The organism is Streptomyces sp. MAI_2237 (assembly GCF_054189285.1).
The window spans coordinates 2,239,215-2,253,413 of sequence record NZ_JAJPGQ010000003.1 but is presented as its reverse complement, the minus strand read 5'-3'; the positions used below and the strand labels follow the sequence as shown (position 1 = coordinate 2,253,413).

At 70.5% G+C, this 14,199-nt stretch carries 17 protein-coding genes; 6 read left to right on the top strand and 11 right to left on the bottom strand.

Annotated elements, in window-relative coordinates:
- Window positions 1-21: 21 nt before the first annotated feature.
- The 4 genes from LN251_RS20930 to LN251_RS20915 form a co-directional block, all read right to left on the bottom strand.
- Window positions 22-1,722, bottom strand: coding sequence for an acyl-CoA mutase large subunit family protein (locus LN251_RS20930; RefSeq protein WP_458245728.1), 1,701 nt, complete (start codon window positions 1,720-1,722; stop codon window positions 22-24).
- 73 nt (window positions 1,723-1,795) lie between these two features.
- Window positions 1,796-2,134: a DUF3817 domain-containing protein gene (locus LN251_RS20925; protein ID WP_458245727.1), complete on the bottom strand. Its 339-nt coding sequence runs from the start codon at window positions 2,132-2,134 to the stop codon at window positions 1,796-1,798.
- Between the two features lie 123 nt (window positions 2,135-2,257).
- Window positions 2,258-2,767 (bottom strand): MarR family winged helix-turn-helix transcriptional regulator, encoded by a 510-nt coding sequence (locus LN251_RS20920; protein WP_058923108.1) that lies wholly within the window; start codon window positions 2,765-2,767, stop codon window positions 2,258-2,260.
- A 10-nt stretch (window positions 2,768-2,777) separates the two neighbouring features.
- The gene (locus tag LN251_RS20915) at window positions 2,778-4,115 is read right to left on the bottom strand and encodes an MFS transporter (protein WP_458245726.1); all 1,338 of its coding nucleotides are present in this window, start codon (window positions 4,113-4,115) and stop codon (window positions 2,778-2,780) included.
- A gap of 85 nt (window positions 4,116-4,200) precedes the next feature.
- On the opposite strand from LN251_RS20915, the gene LN251_RS20910 reads away from it, so the two are divergent.
- The gene (locus LN251_RS20910; protein ID WP_458245725.1) at window positions 4,201-5,184 is read left to right on the top strand and encodes a DUF5937 family protein; all 984 of its coding nucleotides are present in this window, start codon (window positions 4,201-4,203) and stop codon (window positions 5,182-5,184) included.
- A 336-nt stretch (window positions 5,185-5,520) separates the two neighbouring features.
- Here LN251_RS20910 and LN251_RS20905 read toward each other — a convergent pair whose 3' ends face one another.
- The 5 genes from LN251_RS20905 to LN251_RS20885 all read right to left on the bottom strand — a co-directional run bounded on the left by LN251_RS20905 (window position 5,521) and on the right by LN251_RS20885 (window position 8,388).
- Complete coding sequence (locus LN251_RS20905) at window positions 5,521-6,165, bottom strand: TetR/AcrR family transcriptional regulator (RefSeq protein WP_458245724.1); 645 nt, start codon at window positions 6,163-6,165, stop codon at window positions 5,521-5,523.
- Window positions 6,162-6,818 (bottom strand): DUF4166 domain-containing protein, encoded by a 657-nt coding sequence (locus LN251_RS20900; RefSeq protein WP_458246762.1) that lies wholly within the window; start codon window positions 6,816-6,818, stop codon window positions 6,162-6,164. The genes LN251_RS20905 and LN251_RS20900 overlap by 4 nt, the downstream gene beginning before the upstream one ends.
- A 23-nt stretch (window positions 6,819-6,841) precedes the next feature.
- A complete protein-coding gene (locus tag LN251_RS20895) occupies window positions 6,842-7,606 on the bottom strand; it encodes a hypothetical protein (RefSeq protein WP_458245723.1) in 765 nt (254 codons plus the stop codon).
- Between the two features lie 141 nt (window positions 7,607-7,747).
- Window positions 7,748-8,041, bottom strand: a complete 294-nt coding sequence (locus LN251_RS20890; protein ID WP_458245722.1) for an MTH1187 family thiamine-binding protein — start codon at window positions 8,039-8,041, stop codon at window positions 7,748-7,750.
- Complete coding sequence (locus LN251_RS20885) at window positions 8,038-8,388, bottom strand: DUF3817 domain-containing protein (RefSeq protein ID WP_458245721.1); 351 nt, start codon at window positions 8,386-8,388, stop codon at window positions 8,038-8,040. The genes LN251_RS20890 and LN251_RS20885 overlap by 4 nt, the downstream gene beginning before the upstream one ends.
- A 168-nt stretch (window positions 8,389-8,556) precedes the next feature.
- Between LN251_RS20885 and LN251_RS20880 the strand changes: the two genes are divergently transcribed.
- The 4 genes from LN251_RS20880 (at window position 8,557) to LN251_RS20865 (ending at window position 11,213) form a co-directional block, all read left to right on the top strand.
- On the top strand, window positions 8,557-9,189 hold the full coding sequence (locus LN251_RS20880; protein ID WP_458246761.1) for an AIM24 family protein: 633 nt from the start codon (window positions 8,557-8,559) through the stop codon (window positions 9,187-9,189).
- A gap of 1 nt (window position 9,190) precedes the next feature.
- Complete coding sequence (locus tag LN251_RS20875) at window positions 9,191-9,841, top strand: AIM24 family protein (protein ID WP_458246760.1); 651 nt, start codon at window positions 9,191-9,193, stop codon at window positions 9,839-9,841.
- A gap of 2 nt (window positions 9,842-9,843) precedes the next feature.
- Window positions 9,844-10,641, top strand: coding sequence for an AIM24 family protein (locus LN251_RS20870; RefSeq protein WP_249839932.1), 798 nt, complete (start codon window positions 9,844-9,846; stop codon window positions 10,639-10,641).
- A gap of 95 nt (window positions 10,642-10,736) precedes the next feature.
- Entirely contained in the window at window positions 10,737-11,213 is a 477-nt protein-coding gene (locus LN251_RS20865) for a MarR family winged helix-turn-helix transcriptional regulator (RefSeq protein ID WP_058923117.1), read from the top strand.
- Window positions 11,214-11,278: 65 nt separating this feature from the next.
- Here LN251_RS20865 and meaB read toward each other — a convergent pair whose 3' ends face one another.
- Window positions 11,279-12,235 carry a methylmalonyl Co-A mutase-associated GTPase MeaB gene (gene meaB / locus LN251_RS20860; RefSeq protein ID WP_458245720.1) on the bottom strand — a complete coding sequence of 319 codons (957 nt, stop codon included), beginning with the start codon at window positions 12,233-12,235 and terminating at the stop codon, window positions 11,279-11,281.
- Between the two features lie 37 nt (window positions 12,236-12,272).
- Complete coding sequence (locus LN251_RS20855; protein ID WP_458245719.1) at window positions 12,273-13,475, bottom strand: acetyl-CoA C-acetyltransferase; 1,203 nt, start codon at window positions 13,473-13,475, stop codon at window positions 12,273-12,275.
- 148 nt (window positions 13,476-13,623) lie between these two features.
- Here LN251_RS20855 and mce point away from each other — a divergent pair, with 148 nt between their 5' ends.
- On the top strand, window positions 13,624-14,064 hold the full coding sequence (mce, locus tag LN251_RS20850) for a methylmalonyl-CoA epimerase (RefSeq protein WP_458245718.1): 441 nt from the start codon (window positions 13,624-13,626) through the stop codon (window positions 14,062-14,064).
- Window positions 14,065-14,199: the final 135 nt, after the last annotated feature.

The following is a 14,199-nucleotide window of genomic DNA, read 5'->3' as shown; positions in this document are numbered from 1 at the left end:
CGGGCACCCGCACGGCGGGGCCTAGAAGCCGGCCGGCTCGGTGTACACCCCCCACTCGTCCCGCAGCACCCCGCAGATCTCGCCCAGGGTCGCCTCGGCGCGTACGGCGTCCAGCATCGGCTCGATCATGTTGGCGCCGGAGCGGGCGGCGGCGAGCATGGCGTCCAGGGCCGCGCGGACGCCGGCCTCGTCCCGGGCGGCCTTGCGGTCGCCCAGCACCCGTACCTGCTCGCGCTCGACCTCGTGGCTGACCCGCAGGATCTCCAGGTCGCCGGTGACGGACCCGTGGTGGACGTTGACGCCGACGACCCTCTTGTCCCCCTTCTCCAGGGACTGTTGGTAGCGGAACGCGGACTCCGCGATCTCGCCCGTGAACCAGCCGTCCTCGATCCCGCGCAGGATGCCGGACGTGATGGGCCCGATGGGGTGCCGCCCGTCCGGATGGGCCCGCAGGCCCCGCTCCTTGATCTGCTCGAAGATCTTCTCCGCGTCCGCCTCGATCCGGTCCGTCAGCTGCTCCACGAACCACGAACCGCCCAGCGGGTCGGCCACGTTGGCGACGCCGGTCTCCTCCATGAGTACCTGCTGGGTGCGCAGCGCGATCTCCGCGGCCTGCTCGCTGGGCAGGGCGAGGGTCTCGTCGAGGGCGTTGGTGTGCAGCGAGTTGGTCCCGCCGAGCACCGCCGCGAGCGCCTCGACGGCCGTACGCACCACGTTGTTGTACGGCTGCTGGGCGGTGAGGGAGACGCCGGCGGTCTGGGTGTGGAAGCGCAGCCACTGGGCCTTCTCGGACCGGGCTCCGTACACGTCGCGCATCCAGCGGGCCCAGATCCTGCGGGCCGCGCGGAACTTGGCGATCTCCTCGAAGAAATCGACGTGCGCGTCGAAGAAAAAGGACAGGCCGGGCGCGAAGACGTCGACGTCCAGGCCGCGGGAGAGCCCCAGTTCGACGTAGCCGAAGCCGTCGGCGAGCGTGTAGGCCAGCTCCTGGGCGGCCGTGGAGCCCGCCTCACGGATGTGGTAGCCGGACACCGACAGCGGCTTGTAGGCGGGGATGCCGGCGGCGCAGTACTCCATCAGGTCGCCGATCAGGCGCAGATGCGGCTCGGGCTGGAAGAGCCACTCCTTCTGCGCGATGTACTCCTTGAAGATGTCCGTCTGCAGGGTGCCGTTGAGCACGGCGGGGTCGACGCCCTGCCGCTCGGCGGCGACGAGGTACATGCAGAAGACGGGCACGGCGGGCCCACTGATCGTCATGGACGTCGTGACGTCGCCGAGCGGGATGTCCTTGAAGAGGACCTCCATGTCGGCGGCCGAGTCGATGGCGACCCCGCAGTGGCCGACCTCGCCGAGCGAGCGCGGGTCGTCGGAGTCCCGTCCCATGAGGGTCGGCATGTCGAAGGCCACGGAGAGACCTCCGCCGCCGTTGGCGAGGATCATCTTGTAGCGCTCGTTGGTCTGCTCGGCGTTGCCGAAGCCCGCGAACTGGCGGATGGTCCAGGTCCGGCCGCGGTAGCCGGTCGGGTACAGCCCGCGCGTGAAGGGGTACTCCCCGGGCCACCCGATCCGCTCGAATCCCCCGTAGGTGTCCCCTGGGCGGGGCCCGTACACCGGCTCCACGGAGTCCCCGGAGAGCGTGGTGAAGTCGGCGTCCCGCTTGCGGGAGGCGTCGTAACGGGCCTGCCAGCGTCGGCGGCCTTCCTCGATGGCGTCAGCGTCCATACCCTCAAATTTACTAGGACGTCCAAGTAAATGTCGATGGCAGACCGCCGTACGAACCCGTACGGCGGTGTGGTCACACCTTCGCGGCGACCGGTGCCCCGTCCGTGACCTGGGACTCCAGCTCGTGGGTGACCTTGCGCTCGACGAAGAAGGCCGCCGTCGGGATGGTCCCGGCGAGCAGCACCCACAGCTGCTTGCCGACCGGCCACTTCGCCTTCGAGCCCAGGTCGAAGGCGAAGACCAGGTAGACGACGTACAGCCAGCCGTGAGCGATCCCCACGAAGGTGGTGAACTTGTCCGCCCCGTCGAGGTGGAGCCCGTACTTGGCGATCACGCCCAGGGTCAGCAGGACCAGCAGCACACCGGTGACGTAGGCCATGACGCGGTAGCGGGTCAGCACGCTCTTCTTCATGGCGTCGAGCGTAACCGCCCGTTCCGGGAGATCTTGGGCGGGGTCGGTGCCGGGTGGGTCCTCGTCGAAGCGCCGGGGCGGTCCCCGTCGAACTGCCGGGGCGGTCCCCGTCGAAGCGCCGGGTCAGTCCTCGTCGAAGTCGTGCGCCGCCACCCGCAGGGGCCGCAGCATCGCGAAGATCTCCGCGCACTCCTCGGCGTCGTAGACCCCGAGGCCGAAGTCCATGGCCATCAGGTCGCGGGTGGCCGCCTCGACGACCTCGCGGCCCTTGTCGGTGATGGTGGCCAGGGTGCCGCGGCCGTCGTTGGGATTGGGGCGCTTGGCCACCAGACCCGACCTGACCAGACGGTCGACCGTGTTGGTCACCGAGGTCGGGTGGACCATCAGGCGCTCACCGATCTTGGACATCGTCAGCTCGCCCTCCTTGGAGAAGGTGAGCAGCACCAGCGCCTCGTACCGCGCGAACGTGAGCCCGTACGGCTTCACCACCGCGTCGACCTCGGCGAGCAGGATCTGGTGCGCGCGCATGATCGACGTGATGGCCGCCATCGACGGCACATTGCCCCAGCGCTGCTTCCACAGTTCGTCGGCGCGGGCGATCGGATCGAAGGCAAGACTGAGCGGCTTCGGCACGCCCCTGACCTTACCGGCCGGTCACATGGTGGTCAGCCCCGTCTCGCCCATCGGTCGGGAGGGTTCGGGAGGGTTCGGGAGGGCACGGGCGCGAAGCGGGAGCGGCCTCCGAGCGCCGGGCCTCGCGGGCCAGCAGGGAGCAGACGAGCGCGCCCAGCACTCCCGCCCCCGCGACCGTCGCCCTGACCCCGGCGAACTCCGCGACCAACCCCGCCAGGGCCATCCCCACCCCCTGGATCGTCATCAGCCCCGCCTGCAGCAGCGTCATCGCCCGCCCCCGCAGCTCCTGCGGCACCGCCCGCACGAACCACTGGTCCAGGCCCAGCGTGTACGCCGACGTGGCGCCCGCGGCCAGCAGCAGGACCAGCGAGAGGGCGAGGCCCGGGTGCAGGACGTACCCGGCGTACGGCAGGACCGTCACGCAGACCAGGGGCAGCGCGATGCGTTCCCGGGTCGCGGGGCGCAGCCGGGAGCCCGCGTACAGCTCGCCCGCGATCGTGCCGACCGGCAGGGCGGACATCAGCAGGCCCAGGGCCGCCGAGCCCGCCGACAGCTCGTCGGCGTACGGGGCCGCCAGGGCCTCCGGCGCCACCGCGAACATCGACGGGATCCAGAACAGTAGCAGCAGCGCGCGGACCCGGCGGTCGGCGAGAACCTGGCGGGCGCCCTTGAGGGAGTCCCGCACCAGCGGCGCCGCCGTGCCCGTGCGGGCGGGCCTGCGCCGGGTGCCGAAGCGGAGCAGCAGCGCGGAGGCGCAGAAGGTGCCGACCGTGATCAGCAGCGCGTGCCGCGGCGAGACCACGATCAGCAGCAGGCCGCCCAGGCCGAACCCGACGAGCAGCGCGCTCTGCGAGACGATCCGCAGCAGCGAGCGGCCCAGGACGAACCGGTCGCCGTCGCCGAGGATGTCGGTGAGCGTGGCCAGGCGGGTCCCCTGGAACACCGGTGAGATCGCCGCGACGGCGCAGCGCATGGCCAGCAGGACGCCGAGGTGTGCGCCCGGCAGCGTCATCACCGCCACGCAGGCCGCGCACAGCAGGTCGCACGACACCAGCACCCGGCGGGCCGGGAAGCGGTCGGCGACGCCCGCGAGCAGGGTGCCGCCGATGACGTACGGCAGGAAGCCGAGCGCGAAGGTGAGGGCGCTCATCAGGGGGGAGCCGGTCAGGTCGTAGACGAGGACGGAGAGGGAGATCTCGCTGACGATCAGGCCGAGGAGGGAGAGGGCGTGGGCCGCGAAGACCGCTCGGAACTCGCGGACGGCGAAGACCGCTGTGTAGCGGGTGGGGGGCGGGGGTGTGGGTGCGGGGTTGGGTGTGGGGTTGGGTGTGGGTGTTGCTGCGGGCATGGCGAGCAGCCTGGCGGTGCGGGTTGCGGCATCCTAGAGATTCGGTCTCAGGCGAATGTTGGCGTCGACGGGAGGGTGGTGCGACGTGCCTTCGCGGTTGCGGTTCGGGGAGGACGACTTTCTGCGGTGCCGGTTCGCCGTCTCTCCGCTGTGGGAGACGCAGGAGCTGGTGCGCACGCTGAAGCGGCGCGAGCGGCACGGGTACCACGCGCGGTGGCTGCGGCGGGTCGGTGAGGTGGCCCAAGGGCTGGACCTCGGTGGTCTGTGGCTGCTGATGCCGCAGCCCGGTCACTGTCCCGACTGGCTGTGCCCGCCGCCGATCGGGCCCGCTGCCTCCTTCGAGGAGGAGATCGCGGCGGTGCGGGCGAGTGATCCGGAGGTCGCTCTCGCGGACACCTTGACGTCCCTCGCCGACACCCCGGGGGCTCTCGAGTCGCCTGCGGCCGCGCGGTGGATCGGCGATCCCGCGGGGATGGTCGAGGAGCTCTCGGACGCGATGGAGGGCGTCTGGCACGCCCTGATCGCTCCGGACTGGCCGCGGCTGCGCGCCCTGCTGGAGGCCGACATCGCCTTCCACTCGCGGCGGCTGGCCGAGGTGGGGCTCGGCGGGCTGCTGCCGGAGATCAACCGGCGGTTCGGCTGGGAGGCGGGGACGCTGACCGTCGAGTTCCGCGGTGAGCACGAGCGTGAACTGGCGGGGCAGGGGCTCGTACTGTTGCCGAGCGTCTTCATCTGGCCGGACGTGGTCAGCACCTTCGATCCGCCCTGGCAGCCGACCCTGGCCTATCCGGCGCGGGGGATCGGCGGGCTGTGGGCCGAGCCGGCGGAGCGCACTGCGGACGTTCTGGTACGGCTGCTGGGGCGGGGGCGGGCCGCCGTGCTCGACGCCCTCGACGAACCGGCCGGCACCGGGGTGCTCGCCCACCGCCTGGGGCTCGCGCCGTCCTCCGTCTCCGCGCACCTGACGCTGCTGCGGGACGCCGGGCTGCTGGTCGCGCGGCGGTACGGCCATCAAGTGCTGTACGAGCGGACGCCGTTGGGGATCGCGTTGGTGTCCGGGGACGGGTGAGGGGTCGGGGGCGGGGTGGGGGGTCGGGGGCGGGGTGGGGGGTCGGGGGCGGGGTGGGGGGTGTCCGTCCTCGGTCGGGCGGTGATGTCGGTTCGTTCGGGCTCGGCGTTGACGCCCGACACTGCGGGCGGGCACCCCCCACCCCGCCCCCTTCTCACCGTCGCCGCCTGCAGGCACCCAGGGGCGCGGGGAACTGCGCGAACGGCCACCCCCACCCCCCTCCCCTTCTCACCGTCGTCGGCGGCAGCTGTCTGGGGGCGCGGGGAACTGCGCGAACGGCCACCGCGGTGCCGCGGACGTTCTGCTGGGGGTCGTGGCACTTCCCTGGGCGGCTTCTCAGACCCTGCGACGCAGGTGGTGGCGGATCGCTCGTTGGGCCACCGGGCCCAGGTCCTCCAGCGCCGCCACCAGGACGCCCAGTTGTTCCAGGGCGTCCAGGGCCGCCTGGGCTCCCCGGCGGTCGGCGCCCTCGTAGAGCTCGATGCCCACGAAGGACGCCGCTATGGCGCGGGCCAGCCCCGTGGGGTCGGTGAACTCCCCGAAGGGGGTGTTCGGGAGGACGCGGGTGAGGGTTCTCTCGATTTCCGTGATCCAGAGGTCCAGGCCCGCGGCCGTGGCCGGGCCCAGGGTGGTGTGGGTCTGGGCACCTGCCAGGAGCTGGCCCAGGAGGGCCACGTGGCCTCCCTCGCGTTCCTCCTCGTGGATCCGGCGGCCCAGGGTGAGGAGTTCGGAGAGGGAGGTGACCGCGGCCAGGCGGGTGCGGTAGCGGGCGACCGCCTGTTCGGCGCCGTGCCGGCAGGCCGCGGCGAGGAGTTCGTCCACGGAGCCGAAGTGGTAGAAGACCAGGGCCTGGTTGACTCCGGCCGCCGAGGCGATCGTTCGGGCCGAGGTCTTCGCGATGCCCTGCTCCGTGAGGACGTTCAGGGCCCCTTCGAGCAGTTTGGTCTTCGTCTCCCGGGACTTGGCCGTCTCCGGGCTCATGCGCGGCGCTCCTCGCGGACCGGTCGCAGGCCCGGGCGGACGGCTCGGGCGTGGATGTCCGTGTACGACGCCTCGAAGGTGCCCTCGTAGCCGAAAAGGGGGCCGAAGTGTTTGTTCACCACTTCCACCTGGATGCGGAAGCGGTCTGTCGCGTCGTCGTAGGACTCGCGCACCTGTGCCGTGGCGCCGATCAGTTCGGGCACCTGGAAGTCCAACGCGCCCTCTCGGAAGCGGTGTTCGCCCGAGCGGATGAGGAGGGAGCCGTCCGGCTCGGCGTGCAGGTGGAGGTCGCTGGCCAGGTGCTGGTGGGTGCCGAGGTAGTCCAGGACGCGGTCCTTCTTGGGGCTCAGGACCATCTGGGCGTCGAAGCGGCGGGGGCGGCCGGGCAGGGCGAAGGTGCGCACGAAGCTCACCGTCTCACGGCCGAAGGTGTCCGTGTACGGGACATTCTCGATCACGAAGGGGACGTCGCGGCCGGGCCTCGGGACGAGGATGTTGCGGGTCGCGCCGAGGGCCAGGAAGGGCTTCACCCAGGCCCCGCCGTGCCAGATGCGGTGCATCACGCCGCGGCCCGTGCACGCCTCGCCGCTCGCCAGGCCGACCGAGAAGCGGCGCCGTAGCTGGGGGTGGAGCCGGTCGAAGTCGGCGCCCATGGCGGTGCGGAAGATCGACGGAGTCACCGGGGGCTCCCCAGGGTGCGCAGGAGGCGGGGAGCGCGCGTGGGGGTCGGCGGTGTGCGCAGACAGCGGCGGGACGCCGGGGTGCAGGGCAGGGGGGCCGCGAACAGGGCCAGGGAGACGGTCACGGCGAGGAGCAGGGGCCAGGCGTACGCCATCGGTGCCGCCAGGGGGCCCGACAGGCGCAGGAAGCGGTGCTCCAGGCCGAATCCGGCGCAGCCCGCGGTCACCAGGAGCGTGCGTACGAGCAGTTCGGCCAGCCAGTTGCGCAGCGCCCGCTCCGGGGTGATGCCCCGCTCCAGCCAGAGGCGGAGCCGGTCGAAGGACCAGGCCGTCGCCCAGCCCATCAGGGGGCGCAGCAGCAGGCGGTCTGCCGCCGCGCCGCAGACCCCCCAGCGCGGGCGGTAGTCGTAGCCGGTGAGGAAGCGGACCCCGTCGCCGTCGGGCACGTAGCGCCAGTAGCCGCTGCCCTCGGCCAGGAAGGAGAGGGGGTGCGGGGAGGAGAAGCGGAGGGCGGAGGTGCGGGTGCCGTCCGGGCGTTCCCGCTCCCCCGCCGAGACGCCGGTGCCGGCGACGGTGAGGAACGGCAGCACCCGGGTGGCGTACCGGAAGTGCTGCGGCTCCCCCTCGGTGCGGGGCAGGTGGGAGATCTCCGTGAAGCGCAGGTCCCAGCGCTGGTGGGCGGCCGGGTCCTGGGTGTGGGTCCAGAGGTCGTCGAGGTGGGTGCGGATGCGCGCCTCCACATAGAGCCCGGTCCGGGCCATGCGTTCCCCCAGTGTTTTCTCGTCTTTTGAGCGACTGCTCAAGGTGTGGTGGGGTGAGAGTACGCCTTTTTGAGCGAACGCTCAAAGGGGGAGATGGAAAAACCCCGGCCCTTGCGGGCCGGGGTCCGGAGGCTCTTGGGTCTACCGGGCCAGGTGCCGTTCCACCGTGTCCACCTTCGAGGTGAGGCCGTCGGTCACGCCGGGGCGGATGTCCGCCTTCAGGACCAGGGAGACGCGGGGTGCGCGCTGCTCGACCGCCGCCACGGCCCGCCTGACGACGTCCATCACCTCGTCCCACTCGCCCTCGACGCTGGTGAACATCGCGTCCGTCCGGTGGGGCAGCCCGGACTCGCGGACCACGCGGACGGCGTCGGCGACGTACTCCCCCACGTCCTCGCCGACTCCGAGCGGGGTGACGGAGAAGGCGACGATCATGCGTTCACGACCCCTTCCTGACGGGCGCGGGCCGCGATGACCGCGTCCTCGGACTCACGACGCAGGGCGCGCTCGATAATGAAGCCGCCGCCCGGGATGACCGAGTACGCGAAGTAGAGGGCCGCCTTGCCCTTGTTCCACTTGGTGCGGTTCCAGGCATCCGCCCAGAAGAGCACGTAGAGGACGAACAGGACGCCGTGGATCGGGCCGAGCACGGGGGCGACGTCGACGCCCGAGTCGACTGTGTACTTGATGACCGTGCAGGTCGCCAGGACGATCCAGGAGACGCCCTCCGGCACGGAGATCAGGCGGAGGCGGCGGATGGCGGAGGCTGTCTTGAGGTCCACGGATCACCTTCGGTGGGAGTTGCGGCGGCGGTCTGCCGGGTTGTGAACGTGCGCACAAGCGTTCCGCCATTCTGACAAACCGTGCACCTAGGGGTGCGCTCAGGGTCGGCCTCCACCCACCGGCCCTGTTCGGCGCAGCCACCCGGCGGCTACCTTCACAGCGTGGCGATGTTCCGACTTCAAGGCAGCAAGGTTCTCGCCGTCGACATGACCGGGGACGCCGTCAAGGCGAAGAACGGCTCGATGGTCGCGTACGACGGTCAGATGGCCTTCAAGAAGCTCAGTGGCGGTGGGGAGGGGCTGCGCGGCATGGTGACGCGGCGCCTCACCGGTGAGCAGATGACGGTGATGGAGGTGCGGGGGCAGGGGACGTGCTGGTTCGCCGACCGGGCGTCCGAGATCAACCTGGTCGGTCTCCAAGGGGACAAGCTGTTCGTGGAGTCGAGCAACCTGCTCGCCACGGACGCGGGCCTGCGCACCGGCACGACCTTCACCGGTCTGCGCGGGGCCTCCCAGGGCAACGGACTGTTCACGACCACCGTCGAGGGGCACGGACAGGCGGCGATCATGTCGGACGGGCCGGCGGTGGTGCTGCGGGTGAGCGCGCAGTACCCGCTGATCGTCGACCCCGGCGCGTACATCGCGCATCAGGGGAACCTGCGGCAGTCCTTCCAGTCCGGTGTGACCTTCCGCACCCTCCTCGGCGAGGGCGGCGGGGAGGCCTTCCAGATCCGGTTCGAGGGGGACGGTCTGGTGTACGTGCAGCCGAGCGAGCGGAACACGATCGCGGGTGATGTGTGAGATGGGCTTCCGCGAGATCAACTCCAAGATGATCGAGGCCACGGTGGTGCCGGGCCAGCGGCTGTTCAGTCAGCGGGGCGCGATGCTCGCCTACAAGGGCGAGGTGTCGTTCACGCCCAACGTGCAGGGCGGGCAGGGCGGGATCATGTCGATGATCGGGCGCCGGGTCGCCAACGAGGCGACGCCGCTGATGAGCGTCGAGGGCAGCGGGACCGTGCTGTTCGGGCACGGCGGCCACCACGTCCAGGTCATCGACCTCACCGGGGACACCCTGTACGTGGAGGCGGATCGGCTGCTCGCCTTCGAGGGCACGCTCCAGCAGGGCACGATGTTCATGGGCTCGCAGGGCGGCGTCATGGGCATGGTGCGCGGGCAGGTCACCGGGCAGGGGCTGTTCACCACCACCCTCAAGGGGCACGGGTCGGTGGCCGTCATGGCGCACGGCGGGGTCTTCGAGGTGCCGATCACCCCGGGGCGGGCCGTGCACGTCGACCCGCAGGCGTACGTCGCCCACTACGGGGACGTGCGCAACAAGCTGTCGACCGCCCTCGGCTGGCGCGACATGGTGGGCCGCGGCTCCGGCGAGGCCTTCCAGCTGGAGCTCAGCGGCAGCGGCACCGTCTACGTCCAGGCCTCGGAGGAGAAGCTGTGAGCATGTACGGGGCTCCGGGCGGCGGCCCGACGGTCTACGACCCCATGACCCTGCCGGTCGACGACAACGTCAACAAGTACACCTTCTGCGTGGAGCTCAAGGGGAGCCAGTGGTTCCTGCAGAAGGGGAAGATGATCGCCTACTACGGCTCGATGGAGTTCAACGGCATCGGGCACGGCCGACTCGACCGACTTGTCCGTACGTCGTTCCATTCGCCTCTGCACGCGAGCGACTGGGTCGTGGCGGAGGGCTCGGGCAAGATGCTCCTCGCCGACCGGGCCTTCGACGTGAATTCGTACGACCTCGACGACGGCAACCTGACCATTCGCTCCGGCAACTTGCTCGCTTTTCAGCCAAGTCTCGCCCTCAAGCAATCGATCGTGCCGGGTTTTCTGACACTCATCGGAACCGGAAAGTTCGTGGCCGCATCTAACGGTCCGGTGGTGTTCATGGAACCCCCGATCCGGGTGGACCCGCAGGCGCTCGTCGGCTGGGCCGACTGCCCCTCTCCGTGCCACCACTACGACCATGGCTACATGACCGGCGTCATGGGCGGTCTACGTGCGATGACGGGCCTCGGAGGGGCCTCCGGAGAGGAGCACCAGTTCGAGTTCGTCGGGGCGGGCACGGTCCTGCTCCAGTCGTCCGAGACCCTCATGGCCGAGCAGGCCACGGGGGCCGTTCCACAGGAGCCCGGAATCCCCGGTTCCGGGGGGCCTTTCACAGGGCCCTCACAGCCGGGAGGGGCACCGCGCCTTCCCGGACAGCTGGGAGACCTCCAGCGTCGCTTCGGGCTGTGAGCGGTAGTCTGCGGAGTGTGACGTCGAACGTGTGCGCACCGTCACGCGAAAACCCTCACTAGTTCGCTTTTCAACTTCTTAGGTAGACTTCATTCATGGAGACCGAGACGGCCACGCGCTGGCTGACCGATGCGGAGCAGTGCGCCTGGCGCACCCACCTGGAGGTCAACAGGCTGTTGACGTACCAGCTCGAACGGGATTTGCAGCCGTTCGGCCTGACGATGAACGACTACGAGATCCTGGTGAACCTCTCCGAGTCGGAGGACGTACGGATGCGGATGAGCGACCTCGCGTCCGCCACCCTGCAGTCCAAGAGCCGGCTCTCCCACCAGATCACCCGCATGGAGAACGCGAACCTCGTCCGCCGGGAGAACTGCGAGTCCGACCGGCGCGGCCTGTACGCGGTGCTGACCGAGCACGGCATGGAGACCATGCAGAAGGTCGCACCGCACCATGTGGCGTCCGTACGGCGCCACTTCATCGATCTGCTGTCCCCCGAGGCCCTGACGGAACTCGACAAGGCCCTCAAGCCCATCCAGGAACACCTGCGCGGGCAGCGGGGGCGTCCCTAGGCGGCCGAACGGCATGACGACGGGCGGGGTCCGAACCGGAACCCCGCCCGTCGTATTCCGGGGCCTCAGCCCTGCGTCAGGCCCGCCACCAACTCGTCCGCCGCGCGGTACGGGTCCAGGTCGCCAGCGACGATCCGCTCCGCCAGGGCGCTCAGGCGGCGGTCGCCGTGCAGGTCCCCGATGCGTTCGCGCAGGGCCGTGACGGCGATCGTCTCGACCTCGCGGGCCGCGCGGGCCAGGCGGCGCTCGGCGAGGACGCCGCGCTCCTCCATCCACGCGCGGTGCTTCTCCAGGGCCTCCACGACCTCGTCGACGCCCTCCGCGCGCGCAGCGACCGTCTTGACGATCGGGGGGCGCCAGTCGCCGGGGCCGCGGGACTCCCCGAGGCCCAGCATGTGGTTGAGCTCGCGGGCGGTGGCGTCGGCGCCGTCGCGGTCGGCCTTGTTGACGACGTAGACGTCGCCGATCTCCAGGATTCCGGCCTTGGCCGCCTGGATGCCGTCGCCCATGCCGGGCGCCAGCAGGACGACGCTGGTGTCGGCCTGGGAGGCGATCTCCACCTCCGACTGGCCGACGCCGACCGTCTCCACGAGGATCACCTCGCAGCCGGCCGCGTCCAGGACCCGGATGGCCTGCGGGGCCGCCCAGGCGAGCCCGCCGAGGTGGCCCCGGGTCGCCATCGAGCGGATGTAGACGCCCGGGTCGGACGCGTGCTCCGACATGCGCACGCGGTCGCCGAGCAGGGCGCCGCCGGAGAAGGGGGAGGACGGGTCGACGGCAAGGACGCCGACCCGTCTGCCCTGCTTGCGGTAGGCGGTCACCAGCGCCGACGTGGACGTGGACTTGCCGACGCCGGGCGAGCCCGTCAGACCGACCACGTAGGCGTTGCCCGTCAGCGGGGCGAGTGTCTCCATGACCTCCCTGAGCTGCGGGGACGCCCCCTCCACCAGGGAGATCAGCCGGGCCACGGCCCGTGGCCGGCCTTCCCTCGCCTGGGCGACGAGTGTGGAGACGTCCTGCATCACAGCTCCGTTCAGAGAGGTACGTACGACAGAGGGTTCAGGCCTTGGGTACCCGCACGATCAGCGCGTCACCCTGACCGCCGCCGCCGCACAGCGCGGCCGCGCCGACACCGCCGCCGCGGCGCTTGAGCTCCAGGGCCAGGTGCAGGACCAGACGGGCGCCGGACATGCCGATCGGGTGGCCCAGGGCGATCGCACCACCGTTGACGTTCACCTTTTCCGTGGACACGCCGAGGTCCTTCATTGACTGCACCGCGACGGCGGCGAAGGCCTCGTTGATCTCGATGAGGTCGAGGTCCTCGACGCCGAGGCCCTCCTTCTTCAGGGCGTGCAGGATCGCGTTCGACGGCTGCGACTGCAGCGAGTTGTCCGGGCCGGCCACGTTGCCGTGGGCGCCGATCTCGGCGATCCAGTCCAGGCCCAGCTCCAGCGCCTTGGCCTTGCTCATCACGACCACGGCCGCCGCACCGTCCGAGATCTGGGAGCTCGTGCCCGCGGTGATCGTGCCGTCCTTGGTGAAGGCCGGGCGCAGCTTGCCCAGGGACTCGGCGGTCGTGTCGCCGCGGATGCCCTCGTCCTTGCTGAAGACGACCGGCTCGCCCTTGCGCTGCGGGATCTCGACCGGGGTGATCTCGGCCTCGAAGATGCCGTTCTTCTGGGCGGCCGCCGCGCGCTGGTGAGACAGGGCGGCGATCTCGTCCTGTTCGGGACGCCGGATGCCGAGGCGCGTGTTGTGCTTCTCCGTGGACTCGCCCATGGCGATGTTCTCGAAGGCGTCGGTCAGGCCGTCGTACGCCATGGCGTCGAGCATCTCGATGGCCCCGTACTTGAAGCCCTCGCGGGACTTCGGCAGCAGGTGGGGGGCGTTGGTCATGGACTCCTGGCCGCCCGCGACGACCACGTCGAACTCGCCGGCGCGGATCAGCTGGTCGGCCAGCGCGATGGCGTCGAGGCCGGACAGGCAGACCTTGTTGATCGTGAGCGCCGGGACGCTCATCGGGATGCCCGCCTTGACGGCGGCCTGGCGGGCCGGGATCTGGCCCGCGCCGGCCTGGAGCACCTGGCCCATGATCACGTACTGCACCTGGTCGCCGCCGATCCCCGCACGGTCGAGGGCGGCCTTGATCGCGAAGCCGCCGAGGTCGGCTCCGGAGAAGGACTTGAGGGAGCCCAGCAGTCGTCCCATGGGCGTACGGGCCCCCGCGACGATCACCGAGGTGGTGCTGTTCGATCCAGTCATGAGCTGCGATCCCCTTCCGGCTGCACTGCCGAGGAGTGAACGAGGGTTTACTTCGAATGTACTGAGTGGCACTCCGTGCCGTCACCGGGCCGTCGGTGTGATCGCGCGCACGTTGCGTAACCATCCGAAGAGCGCTGCACTGACAAGCATGCTGACGCGAATCGACCACATCGGAATCGCCTGTTTCGATCTCGACAAGACCGTCGAGTTCTACCGGGCCACGTACGGCTTCGAGGTGTTCCACTCCGAGGTCAACGAGGAGCAGGGCGTCCGCGAGGCCATGCTGAAGATCAACGACACCTCGGACGGCGGTGCCTCCTACCTGCAGCTCCTGGAGCCGACGCGACCCGACTCGACGGTCGCCAAGTGGCTCGACAAGAACGGCGAGGGCGTCCACCACATCGCTTTCGGTACGGCGGATGTCGACGCCGACGCCGCCGACATCAAGGACAGGGGCGTACGCGTTCTGTACGAAGAGCCTCGACGCGGCTCCATGGGGTCACGGATCACGTTCCTGCACCCCAAGGATTGTCACGGCGTACTGACAGAACTGGTCACTTCGGCGCCTGTTGAGTCACCTGAGCACTGACCGCCGTACATAAGGGCCGGTAGGGTTGGGGGCGGTCGCTCCTCGAACCGGGGTGGCCGCACGCCGGGGTCCGGGTTTCGGGGGGCGAGCGCGGGGCAGCAGCCCATGCTCCGCCGTTGATCTGACACCATTCCC

Coding starts and splice junctions, on each gene's coding strand:
- LN251_RS20930 (WP_458245728.1), bottom strand. CDS start 1,722: ATGGACGCTGACGCCATCGAGGAAGGCCGCCGACGCTGGCAGGCCCGT.
- LN251_RS20925 (WP_458245727.1), bottom strand. CDS start 2,134: ATGAAGAAGAGCGTGCTGACCCGCTACCGCGTCATGGCCTACGTCACC.
- LN251_RS20915 (WP_458245726.1), bottom strand. CDS start 4,115: ATGCCCGCAGCAACACCCACACCCAACCCCACACCCAACCCCGCACCC.
- LN251_RS20905 (WP_458245724.1), bottom strand. CDS start 6,165: ATGAGCCCGGAGACGGCCAAGTCCCGGGAGACGAAGACCAAACTGCTC.
- LN251_RS20900 (WP_458246762.1), bottom strand. CDS start 6,818: ATGGGCGCCGACTTCGACCGGCTCCACCCCCAGCTACGGCGCCGCTTC.
- LN251_RS20895 (WP_458245723.1), bottom strand. CDS start 7,606: ATGGCCCGGACCGGGCTCTATGTGGAGGCGCGCATCCGCACCCACCTC.
- LN251_RS20890 (WP_458245722.1), bottom strand. CDS start 8,041: ATGATCGTCGCCTTCTCCGTCACCCCGCTCGGAGTCGGCGAGGACGTG.
- LN251_RS20880 (WP_458246761.1), top strand. CDS start 8,557: ATGTTCCGACTTCAAGGCAGCAAGGTTCTCGCCGTCGACATGACCGGG.
- LN251_RS20875 (WP_458246760.1), top strand. CDS start 9,191: ATGGGCTTCCGCGAGATCAACTCCAAGATGATCGAGGCCACGGTGGTG.
- LN251_RS20870 (WP_249839932.1), top strand. CDS start 9,844: ATGTACGGGGCTCCGGGCGGCGGCCCGACGGTCTACGACCCCATGACC.
- LN251_RS20865 (WP_058923117.1), top strand. CDS start 10,737: ATGGAGACCGAGACGGCCACGCGCTGGCTGACCGATGCGGAGCAGTGC.
- meaB (WP_458245720.1), bottom strand. CDS start 12,235: ATGCAGGACGTCTCCACACTCGTCGCCCAGGCGAGGGAAGGCCGGCCA.
- LN251_RS20855 (WP_458245719.1), bottom strand. CDS start 13,475: ATGACTGGATCGAACAGCACCACCTCGGTGATCGTCGCGGGGGCCCGT.
- mce (WP_458245718.1), top strand. CDS start 13,624: ATGCTGACGCGAATCGACCACATCGGAATCGCCTGTTTCGATCTCGAC.